General features: G+C 51.1%; 23 protein-coding genes. 2 read left to right on the top strand and 21 right to left on the bottom strand.

The window, feature by feature from the left end:
* Nucleotides 1–112 precede the first annotated feature (112 nt).
* On the bottom strand, nt 113–1,327 hold the full coding sequence (locus J9253_RS19995) for an RNA-guided endonuclease InsQ/TnpB family protein (RefSeq protein ID WP_210222567.1): 1,215 nt from the start codon (nt 1,325–1,327) through the stop codon (nt 113–115).
* 301 nt (nt 1,328–1,628) lie between these two features.
* Between J9253_RS19995 and J9253_RS19990 the strand changes: the two genes are divergently transcribed.
* Nucleotides 1,629–1,886 carry a hypothetical protein gene (locus tag J9253_RS19990; protein WP_210222566.1) on the top strand — a complete coding sequence of 86 codons (258 nt, stop codon included), beginning with the start codon at nt 1,629–1,631 and terminating at the stop codon, nt 1,884–1,886.
* 78 nt (nt 1,887–1,964) lie between these two features.
* Here J9253_RS19990 and J9253_RS19985 read toward each other — a convergent pair whose 3' ends face one another.
* From J9253_RS19985 to J9253_RS19970, 4 genes are all read right to left on the bottom strand, one after another.
* Complete coding sequence (locus tag J9253_RS19985; RefSeq protein WP_210222565.1) at nt 1,965–2,588, bottom strand: DoxX family protein; 624 nt, start codon at nt 2,586–2,588, stop codon at nt 1,965–1,967.
* 75 nt (nt 2,589–2,663) lie between these two features.
* Nucleotides 2,664–4,553: a 1-deoxy-D-xylulose-5-phosphate synthase gene (gene dxs, locus J9253_RS19980; RefSeq protein WP_210222564.1), complete on the bottom strand. Its 1,890-nt coding sequence runs from the start codon at nt 4,551–4,553 to the stop codon at nt 2,664–2,666.
* Nucleotides 4,554–4,627: 74 nt separating this feature from the next.
* Nucleotides 4,628–5,521 (bottom strand): (2E,6E)-farnesyl diphosphate synthase, encoded by an 894-nt coding sequence (ispA, locus tag J9253_RS19975; protein WP_210222563.1) that lies wholly within the window; start codon nt 5,519–5,521, stop codon nt 4,628–4,630.
* The gene (locus J9253_RS19970; protein WP_210222562.1) at nt 5,521–5,772 is read right to left on the bottom strand and encodes an exodeoxyribonuclease VII small subunit; all 252 of its coding nucleotides are present in this window, start codon (nt 5,770–5,772) and stop codon (nt 5,521–5,523) included. The genes ispA and J9253_RS19970 overlap by 1 nt, the downstream gene beginning before the upstream one ends.
* 163 nt (nt 5,773–5,935) lie before the next feature.
* Here J9253_RS19970 and J9253_RS19965 point away from each other — a divergent pair, with 163 nt between their 5' ends.
* Entirely contained in the window at nt 5,936–6,532 is a 597-nt protein-coding gene (locus tag J9253_RS19965) for a DUF2914 domain-containing protein (protein ID WP_210222561.1), read from the top strand.
* A gap of 80 nt (nt 6,533–6,612) precedes the next feature.
* Here J9253_RS19965 and zapD read toward each other — a convergent pair whose 3' ends face one another.
* The 16 genes from zapD to secY all read right to left on the bottom strand — a co-directional run bounded on the left by zapD (nt 6,613) and on the right by secY (nt 18,492).
* A complete protein-coding gene (gene zapD, locus J9253_RS19960; RefSeq protein ID WP_210222560.1) occupies nt 6,613–7,434 on the bottom strand; it encodes a cell division protein ZapD in 822 nt (273 codons plus the stop codon).
* A 60-nt stretch (nt 7,435–7,494) separates the two neighbouring features.
* Complete coding sequence (gene coaE, locus J9253_RS19955) at nt 7,495–8,094, bottom strand: dephospho-CoA kinase (RefSeq protein WP_210222559.1); 600 nt, start codon at nt 8,092–8,094, stop codon at nt 7,495–7,497.
* A gap of 73 nt (nt 8,095–8,167) precedes the next feature.
* Nucleotides 8,168–8,434: a 30S ribosomal protein S20 gene (gene rpsT, locus J9253_RS19950; protein ID WP_210222558.1), complete on the bottom strand. Its 267-nt coding sequence runs from the start codon at nt 8,432–8,434 to the stop codon at nt 8,168–8,170.
* Nucleotides 8,435–8,521: 87 nt separating this feature from the next.
* Nucleotides 8,522–9,376, bottom strand: a complete 855-nt coding sequence (locus tag J9253_RS19945; RefSeq protein WP_210222557.1) for a ParB/RepB/Spo0J family partition protein — start codon at nt 9,374–9,376, stop codon at nt 8,522–8,524.
* Entirely contained in the window at nt 9,370–10,167 is a 798-nt protein-coding gene (locus tag J9253_RS19940) for a ParA family protein (protein WP_210222556.1), read from the bottom strand. The genes J9253_RS19945 and J9253_RS19940 overlap by 7 nt, the downstream gene beginning before the upstream one ends.
* Nucleotides 10,168–10,171: 4 nt before the next feature.
* Nucleotides 10,172–10,744, bottom strand: a complete 573-nt coding sequence (rsmG, locus tag J9253_RS19935; RefSeq protein WP_210222555.1) for a 16S rRNA (guanine(527)-N(7))-methyltransferase RsmG — start codon at nt 10,742–10,744, stop codon at nt 10,172–10,174.
* A gap of 3 nt (nt 10,745–10,747) precedes the next feature.
* On the bottom strand, nt 10,748–12,619 hold the full coding sequence (mnmG, locus tag J9253_RS19930; protein WP_210222554.1) for a tRNA uridine-5-carboxymethylaminomethyl(34) synthesis enzyme MnmG: 1,872 nt from the start codon (nt 12,617–12,619) through the stop codon (nt 10,748–10,750).
* A 13-nt stretch (nt 12,620–12,632) separates the two neighbouring features.
* Nucleotides 12,633–13,604: a biotin synthase BioB gene (bioB, locus tag J9253_RS19925; protein WP_210222553.1), complete on the bottom strand. Its 972-nt coding sequence runs from the start codon at nt 13,602–13,604 to the stop codon at nt 12,633–12,635.
* A gap of 10 nt (nt 13,605–13,614) precedes the next feature.
* A complete protein-coding gene (locus J9253_RS19920; protein ID WP_028489221.1) occupies nt 13,615–13,992 on the bottom strand; it encodes a hypothetical protein in 378 nt (125 codons plus the stop codon).
* 72 nt (nt 13,993–14,064) lie between these two features.
* A complete protein-coding gene (rplQ, locus tag J9253_RS19915; protein WP_093064501.1) occupies nt 14,065–14,448 on the bottom strand; it encodes a 50S ribosomal protein L17 in 384 nt (127 codons plus the stop codon).
* Between the two features lie 25 nt (nt 14,449–14,473).
* Entirely contained in the window at nt 14,474–15,478 is a 1,005-nt protein-coding gene (locus J9253_RS19910) for a DNA-directed RNA polymerase subunit alpha (RefSeq protein ID WP_210222552.1), read from the bottom strand.
* Between the two features lie 27 nt (nt 15,479–15,505).
* On the bottom strand, nt 15,506–16,126 hold the full coding sequence (rpsD, locus tag J9253_RS19905) for a 30S ribosomal protein S4 (RefSeq protein WP_028489218.1): 621 nt from the start codon (nt 16,124–16,126) through the stop codon (nt 15,506–15,508).
* A gap of 9 nt (nt 16,127–16,135) precedes the next feature.
* On the bottom strand, nt 16,136–16,540 hold the full coding sequence (gene rpsK / locus J9253_RS19900) for a 30S ribosomal protein S11 (RefSeq protein WP_028489217.1): 405 nt from the start codon (nt 16,538–16,540) through the stop codon (nt 16,136–16,138).
* Nucleotides 16,541–16,566: 26 nt separating this feature from the next.
* Nucleotides 16,567–16,923 carry a 30S ribosomal protein S13 gene (gene rpsM, locus J9253_RS19895; RefSeq protein WP_028489216.1) on the bottom strand — a complete coding sequence of 119 codons (357 nt, stop codon included), beginning with the start codon at nt 16,921–16,923 and terminating at the stop codon, nt 16,567–16,569.
* 75 nt (nt 16,924–16,998) lie between these two features.
* The gene (rpmJ, locus tag J9253_RS19890) at nt 16,999–17,115 is read right to left on the bottom strand and encodes a 50S ribosomal protein L36 (protein ID WP_084260420.1); all 117 of its coding nucleotides are present in this window, start codon (nt 17,113–17,115) and stop codon (nt 16,999–17,001) included.
* Nucleotides 17,116–17,142: 27 nt separating this feature from the next.
* A complete protein-coding gene (gene secY / locus J9253_RS19885; RefSeq protein ID WP_210222551.1) occupies nt 17,143–18,492 on the bottom strand; it encodes a preprotein translocase subunit SecY in 1,350 nt (449 codons plus the stop codon).
* Nucleotides 18,493–18,504: the final 12 nt, after the last annotated feature.

Raw genomic sequence — 18,504 nt, 5'->3', positions numbered from 1 at the left:
CAGCCATGCCTTGAAACCCAGCGTTTTACCCTCGTGCTTGCCAGAAGGTGGCGGGGAAAACGGCTGCATGGACTAAAATTGGGCACTCGTGGCGGCAGGAAGGCTTTTTCGGTCAGACACTAGATAGCTGACTGACTTCGGTGGGTTCCTGCTTCACAGAGCGGCTTAAGGCCGCATCTCCACAGGCTAACAAGCGGTATCCCCGCTCTAAAACATTGATCGCGCCGACATGATCGGCGTTATTTTCGTAATGGCATTGCACACACACAAACCGCGCTTGCGTCTGACGATTGTCCGCCGCTACATGGTGACATTCGGGGCATTCCTGACTGGTGTAATGCGGTGGCACAGTGAACAACATGCCGCCTTTCCATGCCATCTTGTAGTCGAGTTGCCGTCGAAATTCACCCCAGCCTTGGTCGAGAATGGCTTTGTTTAAGCCAGATTTCTGGGCAACGTTCTTGCCGGGGTTTTCTGCCGTGCCTGCCACTGACTTCGACATATTACCGACCTGCAAATCTTCGATGAACACGAGCGCGTGGTTTTGGCTGAGCGTGGTCGTCGCCTTGTGCAGGAAATCGCGGCGGGCGTTGGCGATTTGCGTGTGAATTTTTTGGACGTTGGCTTTCGCTTTTTTCCAGTTGTTGCTGAACTTTTGTTTGTGCGCCATGCGCCGTTGGTATTTGGCGAGTTTGGCTTGTTTGCTCTTGAAGCTGTTACGCGATTCAATCCATGTGCCATCGGAGAGCGTCGCAAAACGCGCTATCCCAAGGTCAATACCGATAGCAGTGGTCGCGGGTGTGGCTGGCAATTCCACTTCGCGCTGGGTTTGGATGCTGACAAACCATTGGCCGCCTTTGCTGGAAACCGTGACATTGCGTAGTTCTCCCAACACATCGCGGCTGTTGCGGTAGCGTATCCAGCCGAGTTTTGGCAGAAAAATCCGGCTATTGCCTGAGTCGAGCTTGATTTGTTTGGGGTCGGGGTAACGAAAACTGTCACCGCTGCCTTTGCGCTTGAAGCGGGGGAAATCGGCACGTTTGGCGAAAAAGTTTTGGTAGGCTTTGTCGAGGTCTTTGAGGGCGTGTTGTAGGGGATGAACGGGGGCATCTTTCAGCCACGGGGTTTCCACACCGTTGCGCCATGCGGTCAGGTGCTTGGCCATTGCGACGTAACCGATGAATTTTTCACCCGCTTCATGATTGGCTTGCTGCAACGCTAATGCCTTGTTGTAAACGAAGCGGCATGACCCAGCAAAACGGCGTAGTTGACGCTGCGTCTCACCATTGGGCATGAGTTCGTATTTGAAGGCTTGGTGTCGTTGCATCTTCGGAGTGTAGCTAAAAAAGAGCGGCTTGAGTGGGTATTCTGCGTTAAACTGCGCGGATTATCCGACAAAACTACCGAACATAGGGCGGCTTCGCCACCCGCGCTATCCTCCCCGACTTGAAGGATGGGGTTTGCCGCGCAACCTGATCAAAAATCGTGCACTCATTATTATTACTGCGTACTTCTTGATACAAGTCCGTATATTAGCTATAACTAATGCTTTATTGATAAAGGTCAATTACTAGCGGATTCACCACTGGATAATGGGAGGTTTACACCTCAACACAAAGGCAGGCTCCATGAAAGAACAACAACTCACCCGGCTGATGTACGGGCTAATCATCGTGGGTCTGAGCATTGCTGCTACCGGGGTTGGCTTGGTCATCTTCACCGACATAGTGACCGGGCATGGCGTCAAAGGCATTGCGCTGGTGGCGGGGTTGATTGCAGGTGGTCTGTTCCTGTCGATTCCGGCTAAAATTTACCTGACCCTGCAACTGATGAAGCGCAATGACCAGAAAGTCAAAGCCATGCGCGAACGCGGCGAAATCCGCTAAGGCTTGCCAACGACTTTCCCAGAAACAAAAAAGGCTACCATTTGGCAGCCTTTTTCAGAGCAGAGCAAAAGCTAACTTTTACAGCTTGTTGATACCCGGCTCATCTGTCGCATCAACCTCGAATGGATCGTGATGGGCAGTGTTGCTATCAATACGCGTCATGAAATTGCGGTAGATGTACCAGTCCAGACTGAACCAGCGACCCGCGCCCATAAAGAACAATGCCAACAGCAGGATAAAATACGCCAGATACACTTCAGTGACGTTATTGGTCATGTTGGTGTAACCGTGGCTCATCATCAGTTGCTGCATGGTGTCGGCAAAACCAGCATCGCCCATCGCTATCAAACCCAGTGCCACCACTACAAACATCAGTGCTAATACTACCCAGCGAACCCCCAAGCCCAAAACTAACAGGATAGCCGCAATAACCTCGATAGTACCCAACAAGATCACCAGCGTTTCAGCACCCATACCCGAAAACACTGTATTGTTCAGCGCTGCAACACTTTGCTGGAACGCTTCGGTATTCAACCACGTCAACGGGTTATAAAAGGCGAAATCAGAACTGGAAAACAGCCCTAAGTGCTTAACACCAGAGACCCAGAACATCGGGGCAAGAAACAAGCGAATGACTAACGGTGCAATGAAATCAAAAACACGCATCCATTCGAGGCTGAAAAAGCCAACAAGAAATTTCATGAACCACTCCTCAGGAATTAGGGGAATACAGACGGAACCAACTTTTTCATAGGATTATAGTCGATTCCTGACACATCATTTTGTCACGTATTGTGGCACAGGATACAACGTTACGCCAATCCGAATGCGCCCACCATACCCCGCATTGACCCGTTGCACGATACCTTGTGCATCCAACCCACAAGCAGCAAGCTGATCCTCACGTTGCGCATGGTCAATGTAACTGTCCGGCAAACCCAGATTCATGACTTCCACCGCCAGACCCGCTTCGTGCAGGTATTCATTCACCGCACTGCCTGCCCCGCCCATGACCGCATTGTCTTCCAGCGTTACCAGCAAATCGTGTGACTGTGCCAACTCCCGGATCATCAGTTTATCCAGCGGCTTGACGAAACGCATATTCACCAACGTTGCGTCCAGTTCCTCAGCGGCGGCTTGTGCCTCAGCCAGTAGCGAGCCAAACAACAGAATAGCTACCGACTGCCCAGCACGCAGTTTCAGCGCCTTACCCAGCGGTATCGCCTGCATCTCTGCTTGTGGCTCTACCCCAATACCCTTGCCACGCGGGTAACGCACCGCTGTCGGGCAATCCATCTGGAAGGCCGTGTACAACATCTGGCGGCACTCATTTTCTTCGGTCGGTGCCATCACCACCATGTTCGGCACACAGCGCAGGAATGACAAATCGTAATTACCGGAATGCGTCGGCCCATCCGCGCCCACCAACCCGGCGCGGTCAATCGCAAACACCACGGGCAGGTTTTGGATCGCTACATCGTGCAGCAATTGATCATAAGCGCGTTGCAGAAACGTGGAATAAATAGCCACCACCGGCTTAACGCCATCACAAGCCAAACCGGCAGCCAGTGTCACTGCGTGCTGTTCAGCAATGCCCACATCAAAATAGCGGCTAGGAAAACGCTCAGAAAAGGCCACCAGCCCCGAACCTTCGCGCATGGCGGGTGTAATACCAACCAAGCGCTCATCCTGTTCTGCCATGTCACACAGCCACTGCCCAAACACTTGCGTATACGTTGGTGTGGATTTCTTGGCACTCGCCACCAGCCCGGTTTTCAGGTTGAACGGCGTTACGCCATGATACGCACAAGGGTCTTCTTCCGCAGGCTCGTAGCCCTTGCCTTTCTGGGTCAGCACGTGCAACAAGCGCGGCCCTTTGATGTTTTTTAGGTTGTGCAGGACATGCACCAACTCTTCCACATCATGCCCGTCGATCGGCCCGTAATATTTGAAGCCCATTTCCTCGAACAGCGTGCCAGGCAATACCATGCCTTTCATGTGTTCTTCGGTGAGCTTCACCAGTTTGGAGAGGGATTTGCTGTGCGATAGCGCCTTCTTGCCGCTTTCACGCATGGTCGAATACATCCGCCCCGACAGCAAGCGCGTCAGGTATTTGCGTAATGCCCCCACATTCGGCGAAATCGACATTTCATTGTCATTGAGGATGACGATCAGGTTGGCATCCAAATCACCTGCGTGATTCAATGCCTCATACGCCATCCCCGCCGTCATCGCACCATCCCCGATAATCGCGATGGACTCGTAATCTTCGCCCTTATGCTGTGCTGCCAACGCCATACCCAGCGCCGCACTGATTGAAGTGCTGGAATGCCCCACCCCAAACGTGTCGTACTCACTTTCAGAGCGCTTGGGGAAACCTGCCAGGCCATCTTTCTGGCGAATACTATCCATCTGCTCACGCCGCCCGGTGAGGATCTTGTGGGGGTAAGCCTGATGCCCCACATCCCACACCAACTTGTCACGCGGTGTCTCGAAGGCATAATGCAGCGCCACCGTCAGCTCGACCGTTCCTAGATTTGATGAAAAGTGGCCTCCCCCGGTAGATACCGAATTCAGTAAAAATTCACGCAACTCAGCGCATAACGCAGGTAGCGCCTCAAGTTCCAGACGACGTAAATCGGCAGGAGAGTGGATGGTATCAAGCACGTAATTAACCCCTAATCATCAACCGTAAAGGTGGCACTGTGGCGGGCATATTTCTTCCTATTTCCTGTTTTTATTTATCGTATGCGCTTGACCGTAAACTCGGCACAACACCGCAACGAGTCAGCAGAATCCCCCAAGGATACCAAAGCATTCAAAGCTTCGTCATACAAATCCTGTAGTTTCATCTTGGAAGCGGACAGGCCAATGATGGAAGAGTACGTGGGTTTTCCCGCTGCGGCATCTGCTCCACGGGTTTTACCCAGCGTTTGGGTATCACTTTCCACGTCCAAAATATCGTCCTGCACCTGAAACGCCAAACCAATGCATTTGGCAAAGTGATCCAGTTGCTGCAAACGCTCCACATCAATAGCATCTACACTATACGCCGCTAACAGCACACTGGCACGGATCAATGCCCCGGTTTTGTGGATGTGCATGTTTTCCAGCTCAATTTCTGTCAACTGCTGTCCGACTGCCGCCAGATCAAGCGCCTGACCACCCACCATGCCACGCGAACCCGCCGCCTGCCCCAATTGTTCAATCATGCGCAAGCGTTGTGCTGGTGAAGCCGTCATGCGGGGGTGTGCCGCCAAAATTTGGAACGCCAACGCCTGTAACGCATCCCCCACTAAAATCGCAGTTGGCTCATCGAAAGCCTTGTGACAGGTCGGCTTGCCCCGACGCAGATCATCATCATCCATCGCAGGCAAATCATCATGCACCAAGGAATACACATGGATCAGCTCAACCGCTGCGGCCTGCACATCCAGATGCTCGGGCGCAATGCCTAACGCTTCCCCGGTCGCATACACCAGCAGCGGACGCATCCGCTTGCCGCCATCCAGCACCGAATAGCGCAAGGCTTCATGCAGCTTAGCGGGGTGGGTTGATGCCGGTGGAAGGATCTCATCCAGCACTGACTCGATGCGCTCTTGCCAAGCTTGTAAACGGTTACGCACATTCAGCATCAGGCATCTCCTTGCGGCGCAAAATCACTCTCCTGACCGTCAGCGCTCAGTAATTTAACCCGCTGTTCCGCCACTTTGAGGGCTTCCTGACACAAGCGGGTTAGCTTTACCCCGCGCTCAAACTCCTTGAGCGAATCTTCCAGCGATAACTCGCCGCCTTCCATGCGCTGCACCAGCCCTTCTAGCTCTGCCATCGCCGTCTCGAAATCCGGTTGTGTCGCCGCATTGGTTTCAGTCTGTTTTTTCGGCATATTGAATCCTGCCTGATTGTGCAAATAAGATAGTAAAGCCTAAGTTGCCATCAGGGGCAAGCCTACACACAGCATTCTTGGAGAACATTCAGAAAATACAGTAAACTATCACTTATGAATATCATAATATTCTAATTATCTAATTCTACAGAGAACCACAAACATGTTGAACATGAACTTGAAAACGACCGCATTGCTGCTGATGATGGGGCTAGCTTCGTACAGCGTGTGGGCAGAAGACAGCTTACCCGTTGTAGCTCCAGCACCAACGCTGACACCACAGGTCGCACGTGCGGCCTTCACCACCGGGATCACTGACCGTGAACCGGATAGCCAATTGGCAAGGATCAGCGCTGGGCAAACCGTGTATTACTTTACGGAACTGGTCGGCCTACAAGGGCACGTCATTACCCATCGCTGGGAAAAAGACGGTGCATTCCAACTTGGGCTGCAATTCCCGGTCGGCGGGCAACGTTGGCGGGTACATTCCAGCAAGACCATTACCCCAGACCTGCCCGGTACCTGGACAGTAACCGTGCAAAATGATGATGGCACTGTCTTACGGCAAGATACCCTGGTGGTTGACCCGATCATGCCCGCCAACACCACCGCAGCTCCAGTTCCGGCACCAGCAGCAATCACACCACCAGCAACTACGGAACCTGTTACGCCAACAACGCCGGTTATCACAGCACCTGCTGCACCGACACCTGCGCCGGAAACAAGCAAGCAGGCTATCTGGGACACCCTACCACGCTAAACCCAAACGCTAAAAACGACAAACGGGCTTAAAAGCCCGCTTGTCGGTAATACCATCAAGCCCTTAGTGGCTGAATAGGCTTAGAAAGAACACAGCACCAGTGTGAAATTCACATCTTTCTGGTTCTGCTTACCGCGCTCAGCCAGCATGTCCGCGTTCACAAAACGCAGGGTAAAGCGCTGTTTGCCCGCACTGATCTCCGGGTAATAATCCACGTTATCCGGCAATTCCACCCGCATCATCTGGTAAGGCTTACGCACTTCCATCATGGATTGGTAAAACCCTTCCTTGGCGACTTCTTCCTGACGTTCCCCAAAATCACGCACAATGTTCAACAGTTCGCGAGCGGCTGCATTGGCTATCACGTAAGGTTCGATCCATTCCCGCAAGTCTTCGACCCGCACATGCATCGCCTGCTCCTGCCAATAATGGAACAGCGGAATGTCAAAACCGTTAAGGCCACCCGGCAAGGTGGAACGCTGCCGCAAGCTATTAAAGAATACATGATTTTTCAGGTGTTGCCCCAGTTGCCCACGCTGTTGGTACAGCAGGTCACTGTGGTAGTTGAGTTTTTCCAACACCGCATCCAGACGCGTCGCATCGACATCTTCCCGGCGCATTAACAGGCGGGCAGACTGCCCCATGCGGTCAATTTCTTTGAGGATTTCACTCTTGACATCAAGGCGGGCAGAAAGATTATACAAATCCAACAGCAAATGCAGTGCTGCAACCGTGTCTTCAGGTTGTGGATTTTTCGAGATATGATACAGGAACCGCCCCGTCAGCAGCTCTAGCCGCATAAACAGACGAATCTTTTCATTTAGCGGTTGTTCGTAACCAATCATGTGTGGCTCAGAAATTCGGCGGATGTCTTCATTCAGCGGTTGTGCATAAATCATCATAAAACACTTTGCAAGCCCTATTGAATTGTCTTTATACCAAAAAGCTAATAGAACAAGCAACTAAGCATCTGAAAATTTTGCGTATTCAAAATTTAGATTATCAATTTTTTCATAAAAATCAGTAATTGACGAGGTATTGCTGAGAACGTCATCAGCTTGCTGCAAACGCGCTTCACGCCCTATTTGCGACTGCATGATAGATTCGATTACCGCATCTTCACTGCCATCACGTATCTGTACACGGGTACGCTGCTGAACTGGCAAACAGTCAATCACTAAAATACGTTGGAAGAGCTGAGTATAGTCCTTTTCAAACAACAAAGGTACGTCAACGATAACGTAGGCACTGTGCGTGCAAGCGGCAATTCTGTTGAGAATTTCGGTGCGGATACGGGGGTGCAGGATAGCTTCGAGTTGTTGCAGGCGTGAAGGGTCGCTAAAAACCGTTTGGCGTAACCAAGTACGATTAAGCGCACCGTCATCCTGAAGTGCGTGCGACCCAAACAGGGCAACGATTTCATCTAAAGCAGGCTGCCCGATGGCAACCACTTCACGCGCTATCAGGTCAGCCTCAATGACAGGAACACCCAGTTCCCGAAAACGACGTACTGCCGTGGACTTGCCACAACCGATGCCGCCTGTCAGACCAACCTTCAGCATAAGCACCACACAAACACGAAAGGCCGGTTGCGTAAAACCGGCCTCGAAAAACGTATCAAACCAATCCGTTGGATCAGGCTTGCAACGCTTTAATGTGAGCGTTCAGACGGCTTTTATGGCGTGCTGCTTTGTTCTTGTGAATGATGCCTTTGTCAGCAATTGAATCAATTACCGGCACAGCCGCTTGATAAGCAGACAGGGCAGCTTCACGGTCACCAGCAGCAATAGCGTGCAGGACATTTTTAATTTGTGTACGTAAACGTGTACGCATATGACGATTGTGCATACGGCTTACTTCGCTCTGGCGAACACGTTTTTTAGCTGAAGCTATGTTAGGCAAGGGTATTCTCCCGAAAAACCAATCCGAAAAACAAGGCGCGTATTATGCAGCGATTCTTCCCTCGCAGCAACACCTTGAGCATAAAATTTACTGAATATGACCAAGAATACCGTCAAGCTCATCCAAACTATTGTATTCAATGACCAATTTACCCTTGCCGGTACGGTTATAACGGATGGCTACTTTAGCACCGAGGGTGTCCGCAAGGGTTTGTTCTAGCTTCACCACATCAGGGGGTGGCTTGAATTCGGTAGCAGGCTTCTGCCCTGCTTCCTGTATGTTTTTGACCCAGCGCTCGGTTTCGCGCACGGACATCTGCCGTTGGGCAACTTTTTCGGCAATATCGACCTGTTGCCGCCCCTGCAAGGCCAGTAAGGCTCGCGCATGGCCCATTTCAAGTTGCCCAGCATCCACCAGCGCTTTGGTTTCAGCCTGCAAGTCCAGCAAGCGTAACAGATTGGTGACCGCTGCACGGGAACGCCCTACTGCTTCAGCCGTTTGTTGGTGGGTCAGGCCAAACTCATCAATCAGGCGACGCAAAGCACCCGCTTCTTCCAATGCATTGAGGTCTTCGCGCTGGATATTTTCGATCAGGGACATCGCCGCAGCAGCCTGATCAGGAATTTCACGCACCACGGCGGGAATTTCATGCAAACCAGCCAACTGTGAAGCACGCCAGCGGCGTTCACCCGCAATCAGCTCGTATTCACCACCACCGAGTTTGCGCACCACTACAGGCTGCACCAAGCCTTGTGCCTTGATGGAATCGGCGAGTTCCTGCAAGGCATCGGGATCCATACGGGTACGCGGCTGGTACTGACCGGGGCGGATACGTTCCACCGGCAATGTTTTCAATACGGTATCATCGGCCTGCTCGCCCTCACCCCGCACCGAACTCAATAACATGTCGAGGCCACGACCCAAGGCCGGTTTCTTCACCATGCTTCCGCTCCATCCGAGGCAATGATGGCTCCATCCTTACGTAGCATTTCAGCAGCCAAAGCCAAGTATGCCAGTGCACCACGCGAACCCTTATCGTATTCAAGCGCAGACAAACCATGACTGGGTGCTTCTGCCAAACGAATATTGCGGGGAATAGCCGTATTGTAAACCTTGTTCCTGAAGAATGCCTGGATCTGTTCGGAAACATCCCGCGCCAAATTGCTGCGTGGGTCGTACATGGTGCGCACCAAGCCCATGACCTTCAATGGCGGATTCGCGGTTTGCGTAATGCGTTCAATCGTGCCCACTAATGCACTCAAACCTTCTAGCGCATAGTACTCACATTGCATCGGGATGATCACACCATCGGCTGCCACCAAGGCGTTCACCGTCAGCATGTTGAGCGAGGGTGGGCAGTCGATCAAAATGTAGTCATAGTCATCAAGTAACGGCGCTAGCGCATCGCGCAAATGGTATTCGCGACGCTCGCAACTCATCAGCTTCACCTCTGCGATGGTGACATCCGGCGAACCTGGTAGCACGTGGAGCAAGCTATTAGGCAATTCTTCCAAAATATCAGCGGCCTGTGCATCTCCCAACAGAACATCCGTCAGTGTCACCGCTTGACCATGCTTCTCTAAACCAACACCCGTAGTGGCATTACCTTGAGGATCCATATCCACCAGCAAAACCCGACGCTTCATCGCGGCGAGAGAAGCTGCCAAATTAACCGTGGTCGTGGTTTTACCAACGCCTCCTTTTTGGTTGGCGATGGCGATAACTTGCGTCATGGGTTTAGTCTCGTTGTAATTCCAAGAGATGCCGTTCTGCATCCAGGCCGGGTACATGCAAGGGGTACTGCGCCGTGACTCGCCAACCGGCAGGGAGTTCTGCCAGTTCGCTGGCGGGGTAGCGCCCCTTCATCGCATAGAGGATACCATTTTCACCGGCATGTTTTCCGGTAAAGGTCACAAAATCCCGGAGCGAGGCAAAGGCACGGCTAATAATCGCGTCAAAATGCCCAGCAGGCTGCCAGCTTTCCACCCGTGTCTGAATCACCGTAACGTTCTTCAAACCCAACTCCAGCACCGCTTGCTGTATAAATCGGGTCTTTTTGCCATTGGTATCCAGCAGGGTGAAATGACGTTCAGGCTGGAGAATAGCCAGTGGAATCCCCGGCAAGCCAGCACCACTGCCCACGTCAAGACAGGTTTCCCCACGCAAATAGGGCGCAACACTGATGCTGTCAGCAATGTGCAAAGATTGCATTTCAGCCGGATCACGCACAGCGGTCAGGTTGTAGACCTTGTTCCAGCGTTGCAGCAGTTGCAGGTAACGGTTAAGTAACTGTGTTTCATGCGCATCCATACCTTAACCAGCCTTTTTCAAGTGAACCAATAACAATGAAATGGCGGCTGGTGTAATTCCCGGCGTGCGGGCAGCCTGACCAATAGTAACTGGGCGTTGGCTCTGCAATTTCTGGCGGACTTCGTTGGATAAACCGCGTACCTGTGCGTAATCCAGCCAATCCGGCAAGCGGGTTTCCTCATGGCGGCGCTGTTTGTCGATTTCACCTTGCTGACGCTCGATGTAACCGGCGTATTTGCACTGGATTTCGACCTGCTCTGCCACTTTTTCATCCGTCACCGGACTCCCCACGGCAGGCAAGCCTGTTAAATCTGCGTAAGTGACATTCGGACGACGTAACAAGTCATGCAGCTTGTAATCCCGCGATAAAACATCACCAAACACACGCTGGCTGTCTTCCGCACTAACAGCGTTCGGTTGTAATACTGTGGAGCGCAAACGTTGCTGTTCCAGCTCGATAGCTTCGCGTTTTTCGCAGAAGGCCGCCCAGCGGGTGTCATCCACCAAGCCCAGCGCCCTACCCTGTTCAGTCAAACGCAGATCGGCATTGTCTTCACGCAACAATAAACGGTGCTCGGCGCGACTGGTGAACATGCGATACGGTTCTTTCGTGCCCAAGGTAATCAAATCGTCCACCAATACACCGAGGTAAGCCTGATCACGACGCGGCGACCAACCGTCTTTTTCCTGCGCGTACAACCCGGCATTCAAACCCGCTAGCAAGCCTTGCGCAGCGGCTTCTTCGTAGCCAGTCGTACCATTGATTTGCCCGGCAAAAAACAGGCCGTGCATCGCTTTGGTTTCCAGCGTCGGCTTCAGGTCACGCGGGTCGAAGAAGTCGTATTCGATAGCATAACCGGGGCGGGTAATATGCGCATTTTCCAAACCAGCCATTGAGCGAACCAATGCATACTGCACGTCAAACGGCAAACTGGTGGAAATACCGTTAGGGTACACTTCGTGAGTATCCAGCCCTTCCGGCTCGATGAAAATCTGGTGACGATCCTTATCGGCAAAACGCACTACTTTGTCTTCAATCGACGGACAGTAACGCGGGCCTATGCCTTCAATCACGCCGGTGTACATCGGCGAACGATCCAGTCCGCTGCGGATGATGTCGTGCGTCTGGGGATTGGTATAGGTGATGTGGCAAGAAACTTGCGGCGGGTGCTCAGCCACGTTGCCCAAAAAGGAAAATACTGGGGTCGGCGTATCACCTGGCTGCTCTTCGAGCTTGCTGAAGTCGATGCTACGGGCATCAATACGCGGCGGTGTGCCTGTTTTCAGACGATCCACACGAAACGGCAGTTCACGCAAGCGTTCCGCCAGCGCCATCGAAGGCGGATCACCTGCCCGACCTCCCGCATGGTTGCTCAAGCCAATGTGAATTTTACCCGCAAGAAACGTCCCCGATGTCAGCACTACCGCACGCGCTGTAAAGCTCAAGCCCATTTGGGTTCGCACCCCGACGACGGTATCGCCTTCCACCAGCAAATCATCGACCGCTTGCTGGAACATGTGCAGATTAGGCTGGTTCTCAACGATGGTACGAATCGCCGCCTTGTAACGTACCCGGTCGGCCTGTGCACGGGTTGCACGCACCGCCGCACCTTTGCTGGAATTGAGGGTGCGGAACTGGATACCACCCCGGTCGGCGGCGTGCGCCATTGCGCCGCCCAGCGCGTCGACTTCCTTGACCAAATGGCCTTTGCCAATGCCGCCGATAGCGGGATTGCAGCTCATCGCGCCAATGGTTTCGATATTGTGGGTCAACAACAGGGTACGCTGCCCCATCCGTGCCGCCGCCAAAGCCGCCTCGGTTCCGGCGTGTCCGCCGCCGATAACGATGACATCATAGGGTTGTGGGTAATGCATGATGCCCTACTCCTTACAGGTGGGTGCTGCCAGCTTTTCCGGCTTCAGCCACAATTCCCAATCGGGTGAACAGTTGCTGGTCGTGACTTTCAGCGGGATTTTCAGTTGTTAGCAGTTTTTCGCCATAAAAAATAGAATTGGCGCCTGCAAAGAAACACCATGCCTGCATTTCGTCGGTCATATCATTACGACCTGCCGAGAGGCGCACGTAAGATTTAGGCATCATAATCCGCGCTGCGGCTACGGTGCGGATAAACTCAAACGGGTCAAGCTTGTCTACGCCCGCCAATGGCGTTCCCTTAATCTTGACCAGATCATTGATCGGCACGGATTCAGGATGGAATTTCATATTCGCCAATTGCTGCAATAAACGGGCACGGTCTAAACGCGTTTCACCCATACCTAGAATGCCACCCGAACAAACGTTGATACCTGCATTACGCACGTGCTCTAGCGTATCCAAACGATCCTGAAAAGTACGGGTGGATATCACGCTACCGTAGAACTCAGGTGAGGTATCAAGATTATGGTTGTAATAATCTAACCCTGCATCCTTAAGGCGACCTGCCTGCCTATCCGTAAGCATTCCCAAAGTAACACAGGTTTCCAGCCCCATGCCTTTGACAGCCTGAACCATGTCAATCACACGCTCAAGGTTCTTGTCAGTTGGGTTACGCCATGCAGCCCCCATACAGAAGCGGGTAGCACCATTTGCTTGCGCAGTTTTGGCTGAATCGATGACTTCCTGTAAGGGCAACAGGCGCTCTCGTTCAAGCGATGTGTCATTGGTGGCACTTTGAGAACAATACCCACAATCTTCTGGGCAAGCGCCTGTTTTAATACTCAACAGGGTACTAACTTGCACTTGATTACTTGGAAAATTTTCCCGATGAACCTCGTGCGCTTTGAACATCAAATCACTGAACGGCGTTGCCAGTAAGGCATTGATTTCTTCGATGCGCCAATCATGACGTAATTCAGACATTGTCCACTCCTCAGTGAGACTTAACAGTATCGTGCCATGTTTCACGGTTAATTCGCAGCAACTCGCGAATAGACAGCGGAACGAGTATCACGACGCAAACAATCCATAACGCCCACCACCAGTTCGCAAAAAAGTCACCAGGAGCAAACGTCAATATAGGAACTAGACCACCGGCCAAACCGTAATAATGGTAAGTGGCTATCTGAGTATAATAGCCTACCCGTGGGTTTGGGTGGTGGCGAAGCATGGCATACACGAGTATTCCTGCGCCAAACCACAGAATAAAGATTGGAAAAGGAATCAGTACAGAGAGAAGATTACCGTAATAAAAGAACTTTGCAGTTTTACGCGCACTGTCAGCAGTGACGACTTGTGGGTTGTTTTCCATACTATCCCCTGAATAAAAGAAACGCAAAAAGGCCGAACGAAGTCGGCCTTTCAGGAAGCATGAAGCGTTTGCTTACTCTGCTGCAGCTTGTGCAGCATCTGCCTCATCAACCAGTGCAACATAAGCCATCGGCGCATTGTCACCAGCACGGAAACCGCACTTAATGATACGCAGATAACCACCTTGGCGTTCTTTAAAACGTGGCCCAAGGTCGTTGAACAGTTTGCCAACCACTTCTTTGTCACGCAAACGTGAGAAAGCGATACGGCGGTTGTGTACAGAATCTTCTTTAGCACGAGTGATCAGTGGCTCTGCTACACGGCGCAATTCTTTCGCCTTTGGTAGAGTTGTTTTGATCGTCTCGTGACGAAGCAGTGAGTTTGTCAAAGCTTGCAGCAGGGCTTTACGGGCGCTGCTATCGCGGCTTAATTGACGACCAGTATTACGGTGACGCATCTTCTATATCCTTCAAAACCCGTGGTTAAGCCACTTTGCTGTCACGGTGATCAAGACCCGCTGGTGGCCAGTTATCCAACTTAGCACCCAGTGTCAGACCATGCTGTGCCAGCACATCTTTAATTTCAGTTAAGGACTTCTTGCCCAGATTTGGTGTCTTCAGCAATTCAGTCTCAGTACGTTGCACAAGATCACCGATGTAGAACAGGTTCTCTGCTTTCAAGCAGTTGGCTGAACGTACAGTCAGTTCCAGATCATCAACCGGACGCAACAGAATCGGGTCAATTTCTGGTTGAGATTCTTCACGGCGGACAGGCTCTTCAATACGCAGATCAAAGAACACAGCCAATTGCTGTTGCAGAATCTGTGCTGCCATACCAATAGATTCTTCCGCATTAACGGAACCATTAGTCTGAATTTCCAGCACCAGCTTGTCCATATCGGTACGCTGCTCAACACGGGCGCTGTCTACGTTGTAAGCAACGCGCGTGATTGGGCTATAACTGGCATCTAACACCAGAGTGCCTAATGGCAGTTCCGGTGAATCAGGGCCACGGCGTACAGAAGCTGGTTGATAGCCACGACCACGAGTGATCGTCAGGCTCATTTCCAGCTCAGTGTCGTCCTTGGTGATGTGCGCAATAACATGATCCGGGTTAATGATCTCAACATCATGATCACGTTCAATGTCCGCCGCTGTTACAACGCCTTTACCTTTTTTCTTAAGGGTCAGGGTCGCTTCATCACGGGCATTGAGACGAATCGCCAGATTTTTGAGATTCAAGAGAATCTCAACTACGTCTTCTTGCACACCTTCGATACTGGTGTATTCATGTACCACACCAGTGATCTGCACTTCTGTCACTGCACTGCCCGGAATAGAGGACAGTAAAATGCGACGCAGAGCATTACCCAGTGTGTGCCCAAAACCACGCTCTAAAGGTTCCAGTGTGATGCGATAGGTGTTTAAACCTGTCTCTTGCACATGAACATTACGCGGTTTCAGTAATTCTGTTGTTTTCGAGGTCATACTTTTCCTCTCGAACCTGATCAATGATTACTTGGAGTACAATTCCACGATCAATGATTCATTAATTTCGGCTGGCAGATCGCTACGATCCGGTACTGATTTAAAAGTACCTGACAGTCCCTTTACATCAACTTCCACCCATGACGGGAGGCCAAGTTGGTCAGCAACAGCAACAGAATCCTGTATACGTGTTTGCTTTTTAGACTTTTCACGAACGGCTACGACGTCACCAGATTTAACCTGATAAGACGGGATATTTACCGACTGCCCATTAACTGTAATAGCTTTGTGGCTAACCAGCTGGCGGGATTCAGCACGGGTAGAACCATAACCCATACGATAAACGACGTTATCCAGACGACATTCCAGAAGTTTCAACAGGTTTTCGCCTGTAGAACCTTTACGACGTGCCGCTTCCTTAAAATAATTACTGAATTGACGTTCCAGCACACCATAGATACGGCGAACTTTCTGCTTTTCACGCAACTGAACACCGTAATCAGATAAGCGAGCTTTGTTTTCGCCATGCTGACCGGGAACTTTATCCAGTTTACATTTCTTTTCGAGGGATACACTGCGACTTTTCAGAAAAAGGTCAGTACCTTCGCGTCTGCTTAGTTTGCAGGTAGGGCCAATATAACGTGCCATGACTATCTCCTACACACGACGTTTCTTAGGTGGACGGCAACCGTTGTGGGGAATCGGCGTTACATCCACAATGCTATTAATCCTGAAGCCAACGCTGTTCAGGGCACGTACAGCGGACTCACGACCAGGACCAGGACCTTTAACTTCAACGTCAAGGTTTTTTAGGCCATAATCTTTCGCTGCATTACCAGCACGCTCAGCAGCAACCTGTGCAGCGAACGGGGTACTTTTACGTGAACCACGGAAACCAGAACCACCAGAGGTAGCCCAAGCCAGCGCATTGCCTTGGCGGTCAGTGATAGTCACAATTGTGTTGTTGAATGATGCATGGACGTGTGCAACACCGTCAGTGACAGTTTTCTTGACCTTCTTACGAAGGTTAACAGTTGCACCTTTTCTAGGCTGTCTTGCCATTACTTACTCTACCTGCAATCTATATATTATTTGCGAATAGGACGACGCGGACCCTTACGGGTGCGTGCATTGGTCTTGGTACGCTGACCGCGCATAGGCAGGCCGCGTCTATGGCGAATGCCACGATAGCACCCCATATCCATCAAACGTTTGATGGCCATGGAGACTTCACGACGCAAATCGCCCTCAACCATGAGTTTGCCTACTTCAAGACGAAGGCGTTCAACTTGTTCTTCACTCAGATCACGGATTTTAGTGCTTGGCACAACATCCGCATCCTTACAAATGTCAGCAGCACGTGGACGACCAACGCCATAAATGGCGGTAAGACCGATCACTACGTGCTTATTGACAGGAAGATTGATACCCGCAATACGAGCCATTAAAATCTCTCCAGACTACCGGGAAAACGGGCGATTGTGCCAGAACCCCTTTTAATTATCAACCTAAATCGGCTCTCAACCTTGACGCTGCTTGTGGCGCGGGTCAGAAGAACAGATAACACGAACCACACCGTTTCTGCGGACGACCCGGCAGTTACGGCACAATTTTTTAACTGAAGCTCGAACCTTCATGATAAAAACCTCTCGAAAGTAATCAGATCAGCGCACAGTGCCGGGGCGTGTCTGCGCTTTGAAATTGGCCTTTTTCATCAGACCTTCGTATTGGTGTGACATCATATGTGCCTGCAATTGTGACAGGAAGTCCATGACAACAACCACGATGATCAGCAGCGAAGTACCCCCAAAGTAGAAGGGCACTTTCCAGACCAGAATCAAAAATTCAGGCAGCAGACAGACCAATGTAATGTAGATGGCACCAACCGCTGTCAAACGGGTCATGACACCATCAATATATTTAGATGTTTGCTCACCGGGTCTAATACCAGGAACAAAAGCACCTGCTTTCTTCAAGTTATCTGCTGTCTCACGCGAGTTAAAAACCAACGCAGTATAGAAGAAACAAAAGAATACAATTGCAGTGGCGTAGAGTAACACATAAACAGGCTCACCGGGCTTCAACATATCGAAGAAACCTTTCAACCAACCCATACCAGAGGTGTTTCCCAACCACTGCCCCAGCGTTGCCGGGAACAAAATAATACTGGAAGCAAAAATAGGTGGGATAACCCCTGCCATATTCAACTTCAATGGCAAATGACTGGACTGTCCCATCATCATCTTGCGGCCTTGCTGACGGTTGGCATAATTAACCGTAATTCGGCGCTGACCACGTTCAACAAAAATGACCAATGCGGTAACAGCCAATACCAATAACAACAAACCAATAACAAACAGGGAGTGCAACTCGCCGGTATTTACCAATTCCAATGTTCCGCCGATAGCAGCAGGCAAGCCCGCCACAATACCCGCGAAGATGATCAGGGAAATACCATTACCAATACCACGCTCGGTAATCTGCTCCCCCAACCACATCAGAAAAAGTGTACCTGTCACCAAGGTAACAACCGTAGTAATAGTGAAGCCTAGCCCCGGATTCAGCGCAATTGTCTGACCATTGCCAACATCAGTACCACCCAAAGCAATTGCTACACCAAAACTTTGGAACAGAGCCAATACAACAGTACCGTAACGTGTGTACTGCGTAATCTTACGACGCCCTGACTCACCTTCTTTCTTGATCTGCTCCAATGCCGGAACAACCGTTGCCATCAACTGCATAATGATGGAAGCCGAGATATACGGCATAATCCCTAATGCAAATACGCTCAAACGCTGCAATGCACCGCCTGAAAACATATTAAAAACACCGAGGATAGTACCGTTATTCTGATCAAAAAATTGCGCCATGGCCGCAGGGTTTACACCAGGAACAGGAATATAGGTACCGATACGGTAAACGATCAACGCCAGCAGGACAAAGACCAACCGCTGGCGAATTTCGACCATGTTTCCAAAGCCCCCTAGGGAACCTGTAGGGTTCTTGCGCATATTTTTTATCCG

The sequence above is a fragment of the Thiothrix litoralis genome, assembly GCF_017901135.1.
GTDB lineage: Bacteria > Pseudomonadota > Gammaproteobacteria > Thiotrichales > Thiotrichaceae > Thiothrix > Thiothrix litoralis.
Note: the sequence above shows the minus strand (reverse complement) of the source record. Positions and strands in the feature narration are given on the sequence as shown.